A 16,335-nucleotide genomic window follows, 5' to 3' on the forward strand; every position below is an offset into this window, starting at 1 on the left:
CCGCGGATGCCGCGCCTCAGGCGGGTCGAACCCTACGTGTCACCCGGGTTCACCCGGCTCCGGCGCGGCCGCGGGTTCGCCTACGTGCACTCCGGCGGCGGTGCGGCAGGACGCGCCGAGCGCGCCCGCATCGCCGACCTGGCCGTGCCGCCCGCGTGGGAAGAGGTGTGGATCTCGGACGCCCCGAACGCGCACATCCTCGCGGTGGGCGTCGATGCGGCGGGCCGACGCCAGTACATCTACCACCCGGTCTGGCGCGAGCAGCAGGATGCGGAGAAGTTCCTGCGGATGACGGCGCTGGCCGAGGTGCTGCCGGCGGCGCGCCGCACGGTCCGGCGCGACCTCGCGCGCGCGGAGCTGCCGCGCGAGCGCGTACTCGCCGCCGCGTTCCGCACGCTCGACCTCGGCGCGATCCGCATCGGATCGGAGGAGTCGCTCGCCGGATTCCGCAGCCGCGGGCTCACCACGCTGCTCGTGCGCAACGCGCGACTCGACGATGACGACGCCGACACCGTGCGCTTCCGCTTCCGGGCCAAGGGCGGCATCGCGCAGGACATCCGGGTGACGGATGCCGCGCTCGCGATGTTCGTGGAGCAATCGGGTGAGCGCTCGCCCGCGTCGCGGCTCTACGCCTGGCTCGACGGCCGGCGGATGCGCGCCGCGATCGCGTCCGACGTGAACGACGACATCCGCGAGCGCACGGGCGGCGACTTCACCGCGAAGGACTTCCGGACGCTGCGCGGCACGATCGCCGCGGCCGACCGGCTCGCCGAGCTCGGCGTCGCGGGCACGGCCCGGGCGCGAGCGACGGCCGTGCGCGACGCCGTCGAGTTCGCGAGCACGGTGCTGGGGAACACCCCGACGATCGCGAAGGCGAGCTACGTCGACCCGCGCGTGGTGGACGCGTACGAGCACGGGCGAACGATCAGCCTGCGTGGTGGGCGCGAGACGGCGCTGCTGGCGCTGCTCGTCGACGAGGCGTGAGGTCGCGACCGAGCTCGGCCGGGCGTTCGACCTCCGGCAAGGCCGGATGGCCGGCGCCGGGCGTCGCCGGCGGGCGGTCAGGCCGCGATGACGGGCGGCAGGTCGGGCTCGGGCTCCACGTCGACGTGCTCCTCGACGAGCGTGATGCCGCCGGTGCTGTTCGCCGAGCGCATCAGGTCCTCGACCCACTCCCGGCTCAGCTCGGCGGCCTCGGGCTCGTCGAACACGAAGCGCAGCGGGATGGTCGGGTGCACCCAGAGGGTGCTGCGACCGCGCGGCTGGTCGTCGGGGTGCTTCCACGACAGGGTGAAGCTCTCACCGCGGCGGAGCTTGGTCGTGATCGCGAACTTGAGGTGCGCCAGCGCGCGGTCCTCGATGCCGATGGGGGTGCCGGAATCGCCGTAGTAGAGTGTGCCCACCGACGAAGCGTACCCCGTCGAGGGGCCATCGGATTACGCTTCCCTCACGACCTCATCGGGGGATTTGTCGCTGCGGAGACCGCGCCACCTCGGGTGCCGCGCGACGCCCGTGCGGGTCCACTCGCCGAACTCGATCTCGCCGACGATCTCGGGTCGCACCCAGACCGCGTCCTTCGCGTCGATGGCCGGCACCGCCAGGAACGGCGGCGCGGGCTGCTCGAGCTCGCCGAGCCGCTGCAGGAGCCGGTCGAGCTCCACCTCGCGGAAGCCGCTGCCGACCCGTCCCGCGTACTCGAGCCCGTGGTCGCCCGGGATGCCCACGAGCAGCGAGCGGATATGCCCCGTGCGCGTGCCGACGCCCTTGCGGTAGCCGCCGATCACGACCTCCTGCGTGCGCGTGAGCTTCAGCTTCAGCCAGTCCTCCGAGCGAACGCCGGGCCGGTACGGCGAGTCGGGTCGCTTGGCCACGAGGCCCTCCAAGCCGAGGCGGCGGCTCTCCTCGAAGGCCTCGGCGGGTTCGCCCGGCGCGGCGGCCGGCACCTCCACGGGCACGCCGGCGCGCGGGCGAAGCAGCCGCTCGAGCAGCTCGCGCCGCCGACGATAGGGCAGCTGCATCACGGGCGAGCCGGCGATCTCGAGCACGTCGAACAGCAGCAGCCGCACCGGCACGGATGCCGCGAGCCGCTCGATCTCGCGGACGCGGGTCAGGTTCATCCGCTGCTGCAGCAGCTCGAAGCTCGGACGCCCCTCCTCGTCGAGCGTGACGATCTCGCCGTCGACGAGCGCATCGCCGCGCAGCACGGTCGGCAGCCCGGCGAGCTCGGGGTATCGCGCGGTCACGTCGTTCCCGTTGCGGCTGAGCAGGCGGAGTCCGCCGCCGTCGGTGCGGGCGAGCACGCGGATGCCGTCCCACTTCCACTCGAGCGCCCACTCCTCCCCCGTCAGGCGGCCGAGCGTGCCCGAGGTGGCGAGCATCGGGCGGACGAGGATGGGCTCGACGCCGTCGGTGGGTCGAGGAGCAGGCTCACCCGTTTGCGCGAGGGGGTTTCGAGACGTGTCCGGCCTCGCCGGGCGCTCCTCGACCACCGGAGTCTTCGCACGCTCCTCAACCCCCGGGGGGTCGTCCGCTTCGTCCGCGGCATCCGTTGCGACCGAGCTCGCGTGCCGCGCCTTCGACGACGGGCTCCAGTGCCCGGGGCGCTGGTCCTTCATGCGGTGCAGCAGCCACTGCGACTTCTCGCCCTCGCCCTCGGTGCGGATGAGCGCGAGCCGCACCTCGCCGAGCGGTCCGCCGGGCCGCCCCGTGAGCGTGAAGATGACCTCCTCGTCGCGCCACTTCTCGGTCTCGTAGGTGCCGGTGTCCCAGACCGTCATGCTGCCCGCGCCGTACTGCCCGCCGGGGATCGTCCCCTCGAACACGAGGTACTCCATCGGGTGGTCCTCGGTCTGCACGGCGAGGTTGTTGCGGTCGGTCCCCTCGGGAATGCCCCTCGGGACCGCCCAGCTCTTCAGCACGCCGTCGCGCTCGAGCCGCAGGTCGTAGTGCAGTCGCCGAGCGTGGTGCTCCTGTATCACGAACCGCGGCAGGCCCTCACTCGGCGCGCCCCAGGCCGACGAGGGCATCGGCTCGGGCGTCGCGCCGGCCTCGCGCATCGAGAGGTAGGTGGCGAGCGGGCCATGCGCGCCGCCGCCCGATGCCGCGAGCGGCGCGGTCGGGTCGATGCCTGCGGCGACGCGCTCCAGCACCTCGCGCGCCTCGAGGTGCCGCAGGTCGGGGTCCGCGAGCTCCTCCCACGTGCGCGGCGCGGCCACGGTCGGGCGGAACCGCCCGCGCAGCGAGTACGGCGCGATCGTGGTCTTGTTCCGGTTGTTCTGGCTCCAGTCGATGAGCACGCGTCGCTCGCGCAGCGTCTTGCGCATGCTCGACACGATGAGCTCGGGGTGGTCGGCTTCGAGGGCGCGGGCGAGCTCGTGCGCGACGGCCGAGATCTGCTCCGAACTCTGCGCGCCGTCGAGTGGGGCGTAGAGGTGGATGCCCTTGCTGCCGCTCGTCACGGGGTAGGCGTCGAGCGACATCCCGTCGAGGATCGCCCGCACGAGCCGGGCCACCTCGGCGCACTCGGCGAGGCCCATGCCCGGGCCGGGATCCAGGTCGAACACCATGCGGTCGGGGTTGCCGCGTTCGCCGTCGGGACGGAAGCGCCACTGCGGCACGTGCACCTCGAGCGACGCCTGCTGCGCGAGCCAGACGAGCGTCGCCCGGTTGGCGGCGATCGGGTAGGTCTTGGGCCCGTCGGAGTGCTGGATGACCCCGCGGCGCACCCAGTCGGGCGCATGCTCGGCGAGGTTCTTCTCGAAGAAGACCTGGCCCGGGGCATCCGGTGTGCCGACGCCCTGCACCCAGCGCTTGCGCGTGACCGGCCGGCCGGCCGTGAGGGGCACCATGACGGGGGCGACCTCCGCGTAGTAGGAGATCACCTCGCCCTTGGTCATGCCCGTCTCGGGATACATGACCTTGTCGAGGTTCGTCAGCCGGAGCCTCCGACCGTCGACCTCCACGAGCTGGCGCGTGCCCTCGGCCACGCGTCCATCCTCGCGCACCGCGGCGAGTCACCGCGAGGGCAGGGGCTTCCGCCCGCGCGGGGCGGGGGTGTGTACTTGAGGCATGCGAGCCGTCTGGAAGGGGGCGGTCACATTCGGCCTGGTCAATGTGCCCGTCAAGTTGTACAGCGCCACCGAGGACCACGACGTGTCACTGCACCAGGTGCACGACGCGGACGGCGGGCGCATCCGCTACCAACGCATCTGCGAGATCGACGGCAAGCCCGTCGACTACAAGAACATCGACAAGGCGTACGACGACGGCGAGCGCACGGTGATCATCACCGACGAGGACCTGAAGTCGCTGCCCGCCGAGCGCAGCCGTGAGATCGAGGTCGTCGAGTTCGTGCCGACCGAGCAGATCGACCCGATCATGTTCGACAAGAGCTACTACCTCGAGCCCGACTCCGCGTCGAACAAGGCGTATGTGCTCCTGCGGCGCACGCTGGAGTCGACCGACCGCACCGCGATCGTGCGCATGGCGCTGCGGCAGAAGACCCGGCTCGCGGCGCTGCGCGTCTACGGCGACGTGCTCATGGTGCAGACGCTGCTCTGGAGCGACGAGGTGCGCGAGGCCGCCTTCCCGTCGCTCGACGAGCCGGTGAAGATCTCGTCGCAGGAGCTCCAACTGTCGAAGCAGCTCGTCGAGAGCCTGGTCGCCGACTTCGAGCCGGCCCAGTTCGTCGACGAGTACCAGCAGGAGCTGCGCACCCTCATCACGGCGAAGCTCGAGCAGGGCGACGCGATCGACACGGCCGCGACCTTCGGCGAGCAGCCCGAGGAGGAGGCCGGCGGCGAGGTCATCGACCTCATGGAGGCGCTGCGCCAGTCCATCGCGTCGAAGCGGGGCGGGGCGGATGCCGCGACGTCGGGCGGCTCGTCGGGCTCGAAGACCGGCTCGGGCGCGAAGTCGGCATCGAAGTCCGCGTCAGGCGGCTCCAAGTCGTCGGGCGACGGCGCGAAGAAGAAGGCCCCGGCCAAGAAGGCTCCGGCGAAGAAGGCCGCGGCGTCCTGACGTCGCCCCGCGGCCGAACGACGACGGCGCGCGGCATCCGATGAGCGAATGCCGCGCGCCGTGCGCGTGGGGCGGGTGTCAGCCCGCGTCGCAGGAGTTGGTGACCTCGGTCGCCGCCTCGGAGATCGCGCCCTGCTGCTCGGCCACGGCCTCCGCGTCGACCTCCGCCTCGGGGTCGGCCGGGAGCGTCGACGCGAACTCGGACGCGGCGTCGATCTGCTCGCCGAGCACGCCGAGCGCCTCAGACGTGCCGGTGTCGGCGCCGTACTCCTCGTCGAGCGCGGTGACCCGCTCGCTGTAGCCGTCGAGCGAGTCCTGCATCTCGCTCGGGTCACCGCCGGCGGCGAGCACGTTCTGCGCGCCGTTCGAGATGTCGCGGACCTCCGAGCTGACCGCCTGGCACGGGTCGTCGGCGGCGGTCGTGGAGCCGCCTCCACCGGCGGTGCAGCCGGCCAGCAGCAGCGCGCCGGCGAAGACCAGCGCTGCGGACGTCATGATTCGTTGCATGGTTGCAATCCCCCTGATCGTGGTGTCGTCCAGCCTAGCCACGACCCTCCGACACCCGACGGGTTGCATGCGTCGGCATGGAGGCGGGCGGGCGGCGCATGTCAAGGGCCTGCCGGCGCGGCATCCGTCGACCTACGCTCGCGGCATGAGCACGCCAGACGACACCGGTTCCGGTCGCAACCCCGACGCGGGCCCCGAGGAGCGGGGAGCGCTCGATGACGCGGGGCAGACGCGCAAGGACGTGAGCTACAGCCCGGCGAGTGAGGCCGAGACCGCCGCGAAGCAGCACGATCCGCTCCCCGACGGGCTCGACGACGACCTCGACACGTCGCGCGTGCGGGCCGTGCCGGGCACGGGCGGTCCCGACGACGCCGGCGACGTCGACCTCGCCCGCGAGGAGGTCGAGGACGGACCGCTCCCTCGCTCGGGCCGCGACGGCTCCGAGGTGACGAGCGCGAGCGAGGGCGACCCGCTCGACGAGACGACGCCCGTCGACAACCTCGAGTAGTGCTCAGGCGGGCACGCGCTCGCCGGCACCGGCGACCGCCGGCTCGTCCCACGCGGGCCGCGGCACCGAGTCGAGCAGCAGCCGGGTGTACGGATGCCGCGGTGCGTCGAGCAGCTCGGCCGTGTGCCCCCGCTCGACGATCTCGCCTCGCCGCATCACGACGGTCTCGTCGCACACCCGCCGCACGACCGCGAGGTCGTGGCTGATGAACAGGACGGTGAGGCCGCGCTCCCGCCGGATGCGCGCGACGAGGTCGAGCACCTGCGCCTGCACCGAGACGTCGAGCGCGCTCGTCGCCTCGTCCATCACGAGCAGGTCGGGCTCGACGGCGAGCGCGCGGGCGATCGCGACGCGCTGGCGCTGGCCGCCCGACAGGGTCTTCGGCCGCGCGTTCGCGTGGCGGGCGTCGAGGCCGACCTGCTCGAGCAGGTCGAGCACCCGGGCTCGGGCGTCGGCGGTCGACAGCCGGGCGTGCAGCTTCAGCGCGTCCTCGATCGCGCGGCCCGCGGGGATCCTCGGGTCGAGCGAGAGGTACGGGTCCTGGAACACCATCTGCACCGATCGGGCGTGCGCCAGTCGCTCGGCCCGCGTGCGCGGCGCGGCGGTGCGTTCGCGTCCGTCGACCAGGATGTCACCGGCGTCGGCCTGCTCGAGGCCGACGATCATGCGCGCGAGCGTGGACTTGCCCGAGCCCGACTCGCCCACCACGCCGAGCGCCCCGCCGCGCGGGATCGCGATCGACGCGTCGGCCACGGCGCGCACGGGCGTCCGCCCGCGCGGGTGGTACGTCTTCTCGAGCGCGGTCACGACGAGCATCGGGTCGGGTGCAGCGGATGCCGCTGGCGCGGCGTCGCCCGCCGAAGCCGTGCCAGGCGCGGCATCCGTCGCCGCCGCGGCATCCGTCGCCGCCGCGATGGTCGGCGTCGCCGCGACGAGCCGCTTGGTGTAGTCGGTCTGCGGGGCTGACAGGACGCTGCGCGCGTCGCCGCGCTCCTCGATCCGACCCTGCCGCATGACGACGATCCGATCGCAGAGGGATGCCGCGAGGCTGAGGTCGTGCGTGATGAAGAGCATGCCCATGCCGCGGCGCGCACGCTGCTCGGTCAGCACGGTGATGATCTCGGCCTGGGTCGTGACGTCGAGCGCGGTCGTCGGCTCGTCGCAGATGAGCAGCGGCGGCGAGCCCATCAGGGCGCCGGCGATCATCACGCGCTGCAGCATGCCGCCCGACAGCTCGTGCGGATGCTGCGAGAGGTGCTCCTCCGGGCGCGGCAGGCGCACGGCCCCGAGGAGCTCGATCGCGCGGGCACGGGCCTCGGCGGCGGGACGCCGCTCGCCGATCCGCGCGGCCTCCGTGAGGTGGTCGCCGATCGTGCGCACCGGGTTGATGCCCGCGCGCGGGTCCTGGAAGACCATCGCGGCACTGCGACGGCGCAGGTTGAGGAGATCGCGCGTGGACGCGCCGAGCACCTGCCGGCCCTCGAGTCGCACGGACCCGCCGGTCGTCGCCCGGTCGGGGAACAGGCCGAGCACCGAGCGCGCGGTGAGCGACTTGCCCGAGCCCGACTCGCCGACGAGGCCGACCGTCTCGCCGGCGGCGACGCTGAGCGAGATGCCGTCGAGCAGCCGGGTGCCGTCGGGGAGGTCGAGCGTGAGGCGTTCGATGTCGAGGAGCGTCATGCGGGGACCCCTCCTCCGATGCGGTCGGACAGTTCCTCGCCGATCACGTTCACCGCGACCACGGCGACGACCACGGCGACCGCCGGCACGATGGCGGGCAGAAGGTAGCCGCCGATGACACCCGCCTGCGCCTCGTTGATCATGGCGCCCCAGTCGGCGGTGGGCGGCTGCACGCCGAGGCCGAGGAATGACAGCGCCGCCAGTTCGGCGAGCACGTAGCCGAAGTTCAGCGTCGACTGGGCGCCCACGATCGGGGTCACGTTCGGGAGCACCCGGCGGAACGCGATCCACGCGCCGCCGAAGCCCTGCACGCGGTAGGCCGCGACGTAGGGACGGCTCCGCTCGGAGGCGACCAGCGACCGCGTGAGCCGGGCCACGAACGGCGCGTACGCGATGCTCATGGCGATCACGGGTGCGACGAGGCCCTTGCCGAACAGCGCCACGGCCATGATCGCGATGAGCAGCGACGGGAAGGCGAACACGACGTCGAAGATGCGCCCGAGCACGGCGTCGAGCCAGCCGCCGCGCCATCCGGCGAGGAGTCCCAGCAGGATGCCGAGGATCGTCGACGCGACGACGACGAGGAGCGGTCCGAGCAGGGCGGTGCGCGCGCCGTAGATGGTCCGGCTGAGCAGGTCGCGGCCGAGCGCGTCGGTGCCGAGCCAGTGCGCCGAGCTCGGGCCCGCGTTGACGGCCGACAGGTCCACCTGGTCGGGCGGGTACGGCGCGACGAACGGGGCCAGGATCGCGGCGAGCGTCATGACGCCGAGGATGCCGACGCTGACGAGGAACGTGGCGTTCGCGCGTCGGGCGCGCGGTGCGCGCAGCACCTCGACGGCGAGGGTGGGGGTGGTCATCGGGCATCAGCTCCGGCGGCGGATCGCGGGTCGATCCAGGGTTCGAGGAGGTCGATGATCGCGTTCACCACGACGAACGCGGTGACGACGAGGAGCACGATCGCCTGCACGACGGGGAAGTCGAGCCGGTCGACCGACTGCACGAGGAGCGAGCCGATGCCCGCGAGGCCGAACGCGGACTCGACGATCGAGCTGGCCACGAGCAGGCCGGCGACGAGCACGCCGCTCACGGTGAGGATCGGGCCGATCGCGTTGCGGAACACGTGGCGTCGCACCACGGTGGAGCGCCGCAGCCCGCGACTCGTCGCCACCTCGACGTGCTCCCGGCCGAGCTGCTCGACCATCGAGGAGCGGGTCACCTTGGCGACGAGCACGATGAAGACGATCGCGAGGGCGATCGACGGGAGCACGAGGTGGTAGGCGGTGTCGAGACCGCCGTCGCCCGATCCGAACGACGGGAACCAGCCGAGCTGCACCGCGAAGACCGCGATGAGCACGATCGCGCCGACGAACGACGGGATGGCGCCGAGGACCGTGAGCCCGATGAGCACCGCCCGGTCGGCCACGCGTCCGCGGTTGAGCGCTGCGACCATGCCGGCGGTGAGGCCGACGATCGCGATGATCAGCCCCGCCATGACGACGAGTCCGAGCGTGACCGGCAGTCGCTCGCCGATGACCGTCGAGACATCCTGCCGGTATTGCAGGGAGCGCCCGAAGTCGCCCTGCAGCACGCCCGTGACCCAGTTCAGGTACTGCTGCCACGGCGGCAGGTCGAGGCCGTACTGCTCGGTGACCTGGGCCACCGCCTCGGGGCTCGGCTTCCGCCCGCGCAGGAGGAACCGCACGGGGTCGCCCGGCACGAGGAACCGGGAGAAGAACACGAGGAGCGACGCCAGGAACAGCGTCAGGAGCAGCGCGCCCAGCTTGCCGGCCACCCGGCGGAGCGTGGCCGTGCCGGCCCACGCTCCGCCGGTGCGGGCGGCGGCGCGCCCGGCGGGATCAGCGAGCGCCAATGGTCGCAGCCCACGGGTAGTAGAGGAACGCGATCGAAGGCGCGACGCCAGTGATCCGCTCGCCGACGAACACCGGCATCGGGCTCGTGTAGAGCGGGAGCCACGGCAGCTGCTCGTTGGCGATGCGCTGCGCCTCCGCGGTCTTCTCCGAGCGGGCGGCCGGGTCGTCGATGGCGATGGCCTCGTTGACCACCTCGTCGAACCCGGGGTCGCTCCACTCGCCGTAGTTGCTGAACTCGCCCGTGCGCAGCACGCTGTACATCTCGAGCGGGTCGGGGCTGGAGAGGTACCAGTTCGTGTAGAAGAGGTCGATGCCCTCGCGCGCGCTCGGGTCCGAGAACAGCGCCGTGTAGGCGTTCGGCGTCACCGTTTCGATCGTCGCCTTCAGACCGATGGACTCGGCCGCGGCCGCGGTGGCCTGCGCGATGATGTTGAACTCGCTGCCGATCGGCGCCGTCGCGTAGGTGATCTCCTCCCCGACCGCCCCGGCCTCCTCCACGAGCTGCTTCGCCGCCTCGAGGTCGTAGGGGTACTCCTCGAGTCCGCCGAACGCCGCGTCGAGCGCGGCGTCGCTCGCGCCCACCCAGACCGACTCGTTCGTGAGCACGTTCGACACGTCGCCGTAGCCCTTGAGCGCGGCATCCACGATGCCCTGGCGGTCGAGCGCCATGAGCAGTGCGGCGCGCACCCGCTGGTCGCCGAGCGGTCCGTCGAGGTTCGAGACGATGAGGCTCGAGACCGCGGAGCTCAGGCCGAAGAACACGTCGCCGGCTCCGGATGCCTCGAGCTGGTCGATCGCGTCGAACGGGATCATCCAGCCGCCGTCGACCTCGCCCGACTTCAGCGCGTTGACGCGGGCGTTGGCGTCGTTCATGAAGATGAACTCGACCTCGCCGGACTTCGCACGGAGCTCGTCGTCCCAGTAGTCGTCGTAGCGGGCCAGGGTGATGGACTCGCCCGACTTCCACTCCTCGAGCGAGAACGGGCCGGTGCAGTTCACGCCGCCGCTGGAGTTGCCGTAGTCCGCGCCGGCGGCTTCGAGCGTCGCGGCGGATTCCACGACGCCGGCCGAGCCGCCCATCGCGAGGTTGAACTGCGAGTCGGGCAGCGCCTCGGTGACCGTGACCTCGCGGTCGCCGGTCTGCTCGATCGAGACGACGTTCTGGTAGACGGAGTACCACGAGGATCCGACCGCGGGATCGAGGTGCCGGTTCATCGAGGCGACCACGTCGGCCGCGGTGAGCGGCGTGCCGTCGTGGAAGGTCACGCCGTCGCGGATCGTGTAGACCCAGGTCGTCGGGGTCGGATGCTCGTACGACTCCGCGAGTCCCGGCGACAGCGTGTAATCGGGGTTGAGGCGGAGCAGGGACTCGCAGACGTTGGCGAGCACCTGGTTGTCGGCGTAGTCGAACGCGTAGGCGTAGTCGAGCGAGTACGGCTCGGCGTAGCTCACCCAGGTGTAGGAGTCGATGTCGCCCGAGGGCGCGTCGGTCGCCGCGGTGAGCTCCCACTCGACCTCGGTGTCGGGCGAGGGCTCGGGAGTGCAGCCGGCGAGGACGAGGGCGGCGCCGAGGCCGCCGGCGACGATCGCGGTGGTGCGCCGGAACCGGCGCCGGGCGGGAAGGCGTGGCGTGGTCATGATGCTCCTCAGAGGGTCAGGTGGTGCGCGTGTAGACGAGCTCGCCCTCGATCCACGTGGACGACACGGTGGATCGGTGCAGCTCGTCGGCGGGGAGGGTGAACGGATCGGGGTCGAGTACGACGAGGTTGGCGAGGTAGCCCTCGTGGATGCGGCCGGTGTCGTGGTCGCGGTGGTTCACGTACGCGGTGCCCGAGGTGTAGGCGGCCATCGCGGTCGCGAGGTCGAGGCGCTGGTGGGCGCCGCCGAGCGGTTCGGCGTCGCGACCCGGCGCCACGCGCGTGACCGCGATGTGGATCGCGTCCATGGGGTCGGCGCTCGAGACGGGCCAGTCGCTGCCCGCCGCGAGGCGTGCGCCGTGGCGCACGAGGTCGCCGAACGGGTACTGCCGCGCCTCGGCGCCGTCCTGCAGGAACGGCAGCGTGAGGTCGTCGAGCTGGTCCTCGTGGGTGGCCCAGAGCGCCTGCACGTTCGCCACGGCGTCGAGCTCGGCGAACCTCGCGGTCTCGGCCTCCTCGACGACCTGCAGGTGCGCGAGGTGGTGGCGGCCGTCGCTCGGCCCGTTCGCGTCGCGGGCGGCCTCGATCGCGTCGAGCGCCTCGCGCACGGCCCGGTCGCCGAGCGCGTGGAAGTGCACCTGGAAGCCCGCCCCGTCGAGCTGCGTGACGATCTCGCGCAGCTGGTCGGGATCGATGAACGAGAGCCCGCTGTTGGCGGTGTCGTGCCCGTGCACGTCGCGGTAGGGCGTGAGCATGGCGGCGGTCTGGTTCTCGGCGACGCCGTCGACCATGATCTTCGTCGTGCCGAGCGTGAACCGGCCGTGGTCGAGCGCCGCGAACTCGTCGCGTCGCGCGATCATCTCGTCGACCTGCTCGAGCCCGCCGGAGCGCTCCCACCACTGGGCGCCCACGACGTGGGCGCGCAGCGTGCCCTCGGCGAGCGCGCGGCGGTAGACGGATGCCACGTCCTGCACGCCCCCGAGCCCGGTGCCGACCCACGCGTCCTGCCACCCGGTGATGCCGAGCGCGATGAGCTCCTCTTGCGCGCGGAGCAGTCCGGCGTAGGCGAGGTCGGCGCCGATCGCCGGGCGCACGTGATCGAAGAGGTCGCTCGCGCCCTCGTGGAAGGTGCCGGCCGGCGTGCCGTCGGGCTCGCGCTCCATGCGCCCGTCGGCCGGGTCGGGCGTCGACGCGTCGAGACCGGCGGCCGTGATCGCCGCGGTGTTCGCCCACGTCGAGTGGTGGTCGCGGCTCATGAGCACGACCGGGCGGTCGGGCACGACCGCGTCGAGCAGCGACCGCACGGGCGCCCCGCCCGGGTAGTGGTCCATCGACCAGCCGCCGCCCTGGATCCACGCCTCGTCGGGGTTCGCCTCGGCGTAGGCCTGCACACGAGCGATCGCGTCGGCGGCATCCGTCGTGCCCGAGAGGTCGCACATGAGCAGCTCGACGCCCGCGCTCACGGGATGCACGTGGGCGTCCTGGAAGCCGGGGCTCAGCAGTGCGCCGTCGAGGTGGACCACGCGGGTGCCCTCGCCGAGCAGGGCGGATGCCTCGGACTCGGGCACGATCGCCGTGATGCGGTCTCCCGCCACGGCGACCGCATGGCCGCGGAGGGGCTCGCCGGTTCCGGTGAACACGGCTCCGCCGGTGAACAGTACGTCTGCAGGCAACAGCGCCCCTCGCTTCCTCGTCGAACGGGTGGGATTCGGCGAGCGTAGTCGTGGCGCAACGCAGATGTCAACACTGTTGACAGCGCTGTTGTCCGTTTCGTTACACTGGAGCCCTGCCACGCCCGCACGTGTGCTGACATGGGGGTCGCGGGCGTGGCACCATGAAGGACCGACCGACGAGGAGGAGCATCATGACGACGACGAGCCAGGGGCGCGCGAAGGCGTCGCGCGCCGGCTCGGCGGGCAAGGCGCGGCTCGATCGCGGCACGATCATCGCCGCGGGCCTGGAGCTGGCCGCGGTGCCCGGCACGACCTCGATCTCCGTGCGCGACCTGGGCACGCGGCTCGGTGCCGACCCCACGGCGATCTACCGCCACTTCCGCAGCAAGGAGCAGCTCATGGAGGCGCTCCTCGACGAGCTGATCGGCCGGTGCGTCGCCGCGGTCACGGCCGACCCCGAGGACTGGCGGGCGCGCGTCCGCCAGCTCTCCGAGGTCACGCTGCGCGAGTTCTCGCGCTACCCCGCCATCGGTGTCGAGGCGACCGTGCTCACCACGCACGGCCCCGGCGAGCTCGACGCGGTGGAGCTGATGCTCGACGCGTTCTCACGTGCGGGTCTCGAGGGCGAGGACCTCGTGCGGCACTACGCCCTGCTGGCCTCGCACACGCTCTCGAGCGCGGCGGGCATCGCACGAGCGCACGGCGAGCGCGGTGACGCGTCAGGGGAGCCGGGCTCCTGGTTCGACGGGCCGCTCCTCGCCGACCCGCGCACGCATCCGCACATCGCATCGGTGAGCACGCAGCTCACCGACCTGCAGGACCGCGACCTGTTCCAGCTCGGCGTCGAGGCGGTCATCCAGTCGGCCGAGCGCACCGCCGCGGCATCCGCCGGCCGACCGACGGATGCCGCGACCGACGTCGACTAGGGCGCCGGGAAGTCCACCAGGTAGACCGGCACCCCGATCCTCGTCGTGTCCGCCGCGTCGCCGATGCCGTTCACCACGTGCCGGATCGTGCCCGCACTGAGGTTCACCGTCATGATGTGGTGCAGCGAGATGCCCTCGCCCTCGGGCGCCTCGAACCCGTTCTCGGTGAGGATCGTCGGGTTGTTCTGGTTGAACACGTACACGCCGCCGCCGTACAGCGTGTGCTCGGCGACGCTGTCGGCGACCTTGTAGCCGGCCCAGCCGAGCGTGCCGTCGGGCCTGGTCCAGTCGGCCTGGGTCGGCGGATCGTAGGGCAGCTCGTTCTGGTAGAGCACGGTGGTGCCGCGCTCGCCGTTCCAGACGGTGTTGAACCGCTGGAAGTGCTCGACGAACAGGCCCGTGGCCGTGACGTCGTCGCCGTTCACGACCACGCCGGTGCGCCCGGTGTTCGTGTTCCACCGGTCGGTGTCGCCGTTCACGCCCTGCGTGAAGCCCTCGATCCCGTGGTCGGCGCGCCAGACCCACGTGTGGTCGATGAGCACGTGGTCGCTGTTCACGACCATGGCCGTGTCGGCCCTGCCGACGTGCGGACCGCCGACCCGGAAGTACACGTCGGACAGCGTGATCGGATTCGCCGGGTCGATGTCCTTCGCGTGCCCGTTGCCCGGCTTGCCCACCTCGAGGAGCATCGGCGACTCGACGGTGCCCGCGTCGATCGTGACGCCCGCCACCACGATGCCGGGTGCATCGGCGACCTTGATCGGCACGGCCCCGCCGACGGCGGTGAGGGTCGCGTGTCCCATGCCGAGGACGACGGTGTCGGCGCGCTTCACCTGGATGCTGCTGGCGACGTCGTAGACACCGGGCGTGAGCAGCAGGTGCTTGCCCTTCGCGAGCTGCGCGTTGATCTTCCCGATCGAGTCGCCCGGCTTCGCGATGACGAAGTCGCTCAGCGGGATGCTGCGGCCGGGCGTCTCCCCGTCGGCCCACGTGATGCCGCTGGTGCCGGTCGCCGCCGCGGGCACGCGGACGAACCAGTCGCCGGCGTCGTCCACGAAGAGGTACGGCTTCTCGCGGCTGACCGGGGTCTCGTCGAGCGTCGTGTAGGGCGGGGTCGGGAAGGTCGCGTCATCCGGTGCGCCCTCGACGCCCGAGAAGACCTGGTTCCACACCGCGTTCGACCAGCCGCCGATCTCGCTGTTGCGGATGAGCCACTGCTGCTGCGATCCGTTGATCACGAACGGCAGGCGCGAGTCGGCGATGAAGCCGCCGCTGGCGTACTGCGGTCCTGCGGTGCAGTAGTCCATGAGCGACAGATTCGCCCCGCTGATGTCGAGGCGGCGCATCGACACCGCCTGCGACACCGCCCAGAAGTTCGCGGAGGCGCGGCATCCGTCCTGCCCCAGGGAGTTCACCTGCAGCGAGAGGTTCGAGAGCGTGCGCCAGAAGTTCACGAGTGCCAGGCAGTTCGAGGTGCCGCCGTCGGCGAGGCAGCGATTGTACACCTCGAGCTTCCCGTTCACCGCGACGTCGGTCGGGTGGGCGCCGAGTCCGGCGATCTCGGTGTAGTAGCCCACGCGCGCCTGCAGCGGGTTCTCCGCCGAGCCGTACGACCCCGGCAGGAACAGCACGCTGTGCCGGTTCGAGCCCATCTCGTCGTCGACCTGCGCCGCAGCGAGGCCGTCGAGGATCGCCTGGATGTCGTCGGTCGGCATCGACGGATCGAGGATGGTGACGTTCGGCCCGAGGTCGGGCGCGCCGGCGACGACCGCCGCGACGGGCCCGGGTGGCGCGGCATTCGCGACGCCGGCGCCGCCGACGACCATCGCGGACGACGCCGCGACGGCGAACAGGACGGCTCCCCATCGGCGCGGACGGATCGGGGTGGACTCGGGCATGCTGACCTCCTCGTCGAGGCGTTGCTCCAGTGTCGGCTCGGCGCCTCGGGCGGCCCCGAGCTGCGGGGATCCTGCTCCCCGCTGGTCAGGCTAGGGGCGCGCGGATGACGCGCGCAAGGACTTGATCCGCTTCATCGGGAACCGCGACGAGACCTTGAGCACGCCGGGGATCGTCATCACCCGATCGGTGAGGAACGCCTCGTAGGCGGGCAGGTCCGCCACCGCGACCCGGATGAAGTAGTCGGGCGCTCCGAACATGCGGTAGAGCTCGAGCACCTCGTCGTAGCCGGCCATCGTGCTCTCGAACCGATCGACGCTGTCGCGGTCGAAGTTCGTGAGCTCCACGTCGAGGATGATCTCGAACCCCTGGCCGACCGCCGCGGGGTCGACCTCGGCGCGATAGCCGACGATGACGCCGTCGGCCTCGAGGCGCTGCACGCGCCGCAGGCACGGCGCCGGCGTGAGGTTCACCCGGTCGGCGAGGGCGACGTTCGAAATGCGCCCGTCCTGGCGCAGCACGTCGATGATTGCTCGGTCCGTAGCATCCATACCTGATTATTGCTTGCTGTTCGCGTTTCTCGGCACACTTCGCCATCGGATGCCTCAGCCGTCGTGG

General features: G+C 71.9%; 14 protein-coding genes. 4 read left to right on the forward strand and 10 right to left on the reverse strand.

Translation table 11 applies throughout. The features are described from left to right. Positions 1-6: 6 nt before the first annotated feature. Positions 7-984 carry a DNA topoisomerase IB gene (locus ACWEOH_RS06620; RefSeq protein WP_452029331.1) on the forward strand — a complete coding sequence of 326 codons (978 nt, stop codon included), beginning with the start codon at positions 7-9 and terminating at the stop codon, positions 982-984. Between the two features lie 77 nt (positions 985-1,061). On the opposite strand, the gene ACWEOH_RS06625 is transcribed toward ACWEOH_RS06620, so the two are convergent. Next, positions 1,062-1,403, reverse strand: a complete 342-nt coding sequence (locus ACWEOH_RS06625) for a DUF7882 family protein (RefSeq protein WP_452029333.1) — start codon at positions 1,401-1,403, stop codon at positions 1,062-1,064. 33 nt (positions 1,404-1,436) lie between these two features. Next, on the reverse strand, positions 1,437-3,986 hold the full coding sequence (locus tag ACWEOH_RS06630; RefSeq protein ID WP_452029335.1) for an ATP-dependent DNA ligase: 2,550 nt from the start codon (positions 3,984-3,986) through the stop codon (positions 1,437-1,439). Positions 3,987-4,068: 82 nt separating this feature from the next. On the opposite strand from ACWEOH_RS06630, the gene ku reads away from it, so the two are divergent. Then, positions 4,069-5,019, forward strand: a complete 951-nt coding sequence (ku, locus tag ACWEOH_RS06635; RefSeq protein WP_452029337.1) for a non-homologous end joining protein Ku — start codon at positions 4,069-4,071, stop codon at positions 5,017-5,019. A 78-nt stretch (positions 5,020-5,097) separates the two neighbouring features. Here ku and ACWEOH_RS06640 read toward each other — a convergent pair whose 3' ends face one another. Then, positions 5,098-5,526 carry a hypothetical protein gene (locus tag ACWEOH_RS06640; RefSeq protein WP_452029339.1) on the reverse strand — a complete coding sequence of 143 codons (429 nt, stop codon included), beginning with the start codon at positions 5,524-5,526 and terminating at the stop codon, positions 5,098-5,100. A 145-nt stretch (positions 5,527-5,671) separates the two neighbouring features. On the opposite strand from ACWEOH_RS06640, the gene ACWEOH_RS06645 reads away from it, so the two are divergent. Next, a complete protein-coding gene (locus ACWEOH_RS06645; RefSeq protein WP_452029341.1) occupies positions 5,672-6,034 on the forward strand; it encodes a hypothetical protein in 363 nt (120 codons plus the stop codon). Between the two features lie 3 nt (positions 6,035-6,037). Here ACWEOH_RS06645 and ACWEOH_RS06650 read toward each other — a convergent pair whose 3' ends face one another. From ACWEOH_RS06650 to ACWEOH_RS06670, 5 genes are all read right to left on the reverse strand, one after another. Next, a complete protein-coding gene (locus tag ACWEOH_RS06650; protein ID WP_452029343.1) occupies positions 6,038-7,714 on the reverse strand; it encodes a dipeptide ABC transporter ATP-binding protein in 1,677 nt (558 codons plus the stop codon). Further along, on the reverse strand, positions 7,711-8,571 hold the full coding sequence (locus ACWEOH_RS06655) for an ABC transporter permease (RefSeq protein WP_452029345.1): 861 nt from the start codon (positions 8,569-8,571) through the stop codon (positions 7,711-7,713). Before ACWEOH_RS06655 ends, ACWEOH_RS06650 begins: the two co-directional genes overlap by 4 nt. Beyond that, on the reverse strand, positions 8,568-9,506 hold the full coding sequence (locus tag ACWEOH_RS06660) for an ABC transporter permease (RefSeq protein ID WP_452029347.1): 939 nt from the start codon (positions 9,504-9,506) through the stop codon (positions 8,568-8,570). The genes ACWEOH_RS06655 and ACWEOH_RS06660 overlap by 4 nt, the downstream gene beginning before the upstream one ends. 64 nt (positions 9,507-9,570) lie before the next feature. Continuing rightward, positions 9,571-11,223, reverse strand: a complete 1,653-nt coding sequence (locus ACWEOH_RS06665) for an ABC transporter substrate-binding protein (RefSeq protein WP_452029349.1) — start codon at positions 11,221-11,223, stop codon at positions 9,571-9,573. Between the two features lie 16 nt (positions 11,224-11,239). After that, entirely contained in the window at positions 11,240-12,895 is a 1,656-nt protein-coding gene (locus ACWEOH_RS06670) for an amidohydrolase (RefSeq protein ID WP_452029351.1), read from the reverse strand. Positions 12,896-13,086: 191 nt separating this feature from the next. On the opposite strand from ACWEOH_RS06670, the gene ACWEOH_RS06675 reads away from it, so the two are divergent. Next, positions 13,087-13,821 carry a TetR/AcrR family transcriptional regulator gene (locus tag ACWEOH_RS06675; RefSeq protein WP_452029353.1) on the forward strand — a complete coding sequence of 245 codons (735 nt, stop codon included), beginning with the start codon at positions 13,087-13,089 and terminating at the stop codon, positions 13,819-13,821. Here ACWEOH_RS06675 and ACWEOH_RS06680 read toward each other — a convergent pair. Together ACWEOH_RS06680 and ACWEOH_RS06685 are read right to left on the reverse strand one after the other, a co-directional pair. Next, positions 13,818-15,719 carry an adenylyl cyclase gene (locus ACWEOH_RS06680; protein WP_452029354.1) on the reverse strand — a complete coding sequence of 634 codons (1,902 nt, stop codon included), beginning with the start codon at positions 15,717-15,719 and terminating at the stop codon, positions 13,818-13,820. The genes ACWEOH_RS06675 and ACWEOH_RS06680 overlap by 4 nt on opposite strands. Positions 15,720-15,809: 90 nt before the next feature. Then, a complete protein-coding gene (locus ACWEOH_RS06685) occupies positions 15,810-16,268 on the reverse strand; it encodes an Lrp/AsnC family transcriptional regulator (protein WP_452029356.1) in 459 nt (152 codons plus the stop codon). Positions 16,269-16,335 lie beyond the last annotated feature (67 nt).

The sequence above is a fragment of the Agromyces sp. NPDC004153 genome (genome assembly GCF_053603635.1).

Coding starts and splice junctions, on each gene's coding strand:
- ACWEOH_RS06620 (WP_452029331.1), top strand. CDS start 7: ATGCCGCGCCTCAGGCGGGTCGAACCCTACGTGTCACCCGGGTTCACC.
- ACWEOH_RS06680 (WP_452029354.1), bottom strand. CDS start 15,719: ATGCCCGAGTCCACCCCGATCCGTCCGCGCCGATGGGGAGCCGTCCTG.
- ACWEOH_RS06650 (WP_452029343.1), bottom strand. CDS start 7,714: ATGACGCTCCTCGACATCGAACGCCTCACGCTCGACCTCCCCGACGGC.
- ACWEOH_RS06685 (WP_452029356.1), bottom strand. CDS start 16,268: ATGGATGCTACGGACCGAGCAATCATCGACGTGCTGCGCCAGGACGGG.
- ACWEOH_RS06640 (WP_452029339.1), bottom strand. CDS start 5,526: ATGCAACGAATCATGACGTCCGCAGCGCTGGTCTTCGCCGGCGCGCTG.
- ACWEOH_RS06655 (WP_452029345.1), bottom strand. CDS start 8,571: ATGACCACCCCCACCCTCGCCGTCGAGGTGCTGCGCGCACCGCGCGCC.
- ACWEOH_RS06665 (WP_452029349.1), bottom strand. CDS start 11,223: ATGACCACGCCACGCCTTCCCGCCCGGCGCCGGTTCCGGCGCACCACC.
- ACWEOH_RS06675 (WP_452029353.1), top strand. CDS start 13,087: ATGACGACGACGAGCCAGGGGCGCGCGAAGGCGTCGCGCGCCGGCTCG.
- ku (WP_452029337.1), top strand. CDS start 4,069: ATGCGAGCCGTCTGGAAGGGGGCGGTCACATTCGGCCTGGTCAATGTG.
- ACWEOH_RS06645 (WP_452029341.1), top strand. CDS start 5,672: ATGAGCACGCCAGACGACACCGGTTCCGGTCGCAACCCCGACGCGGGC.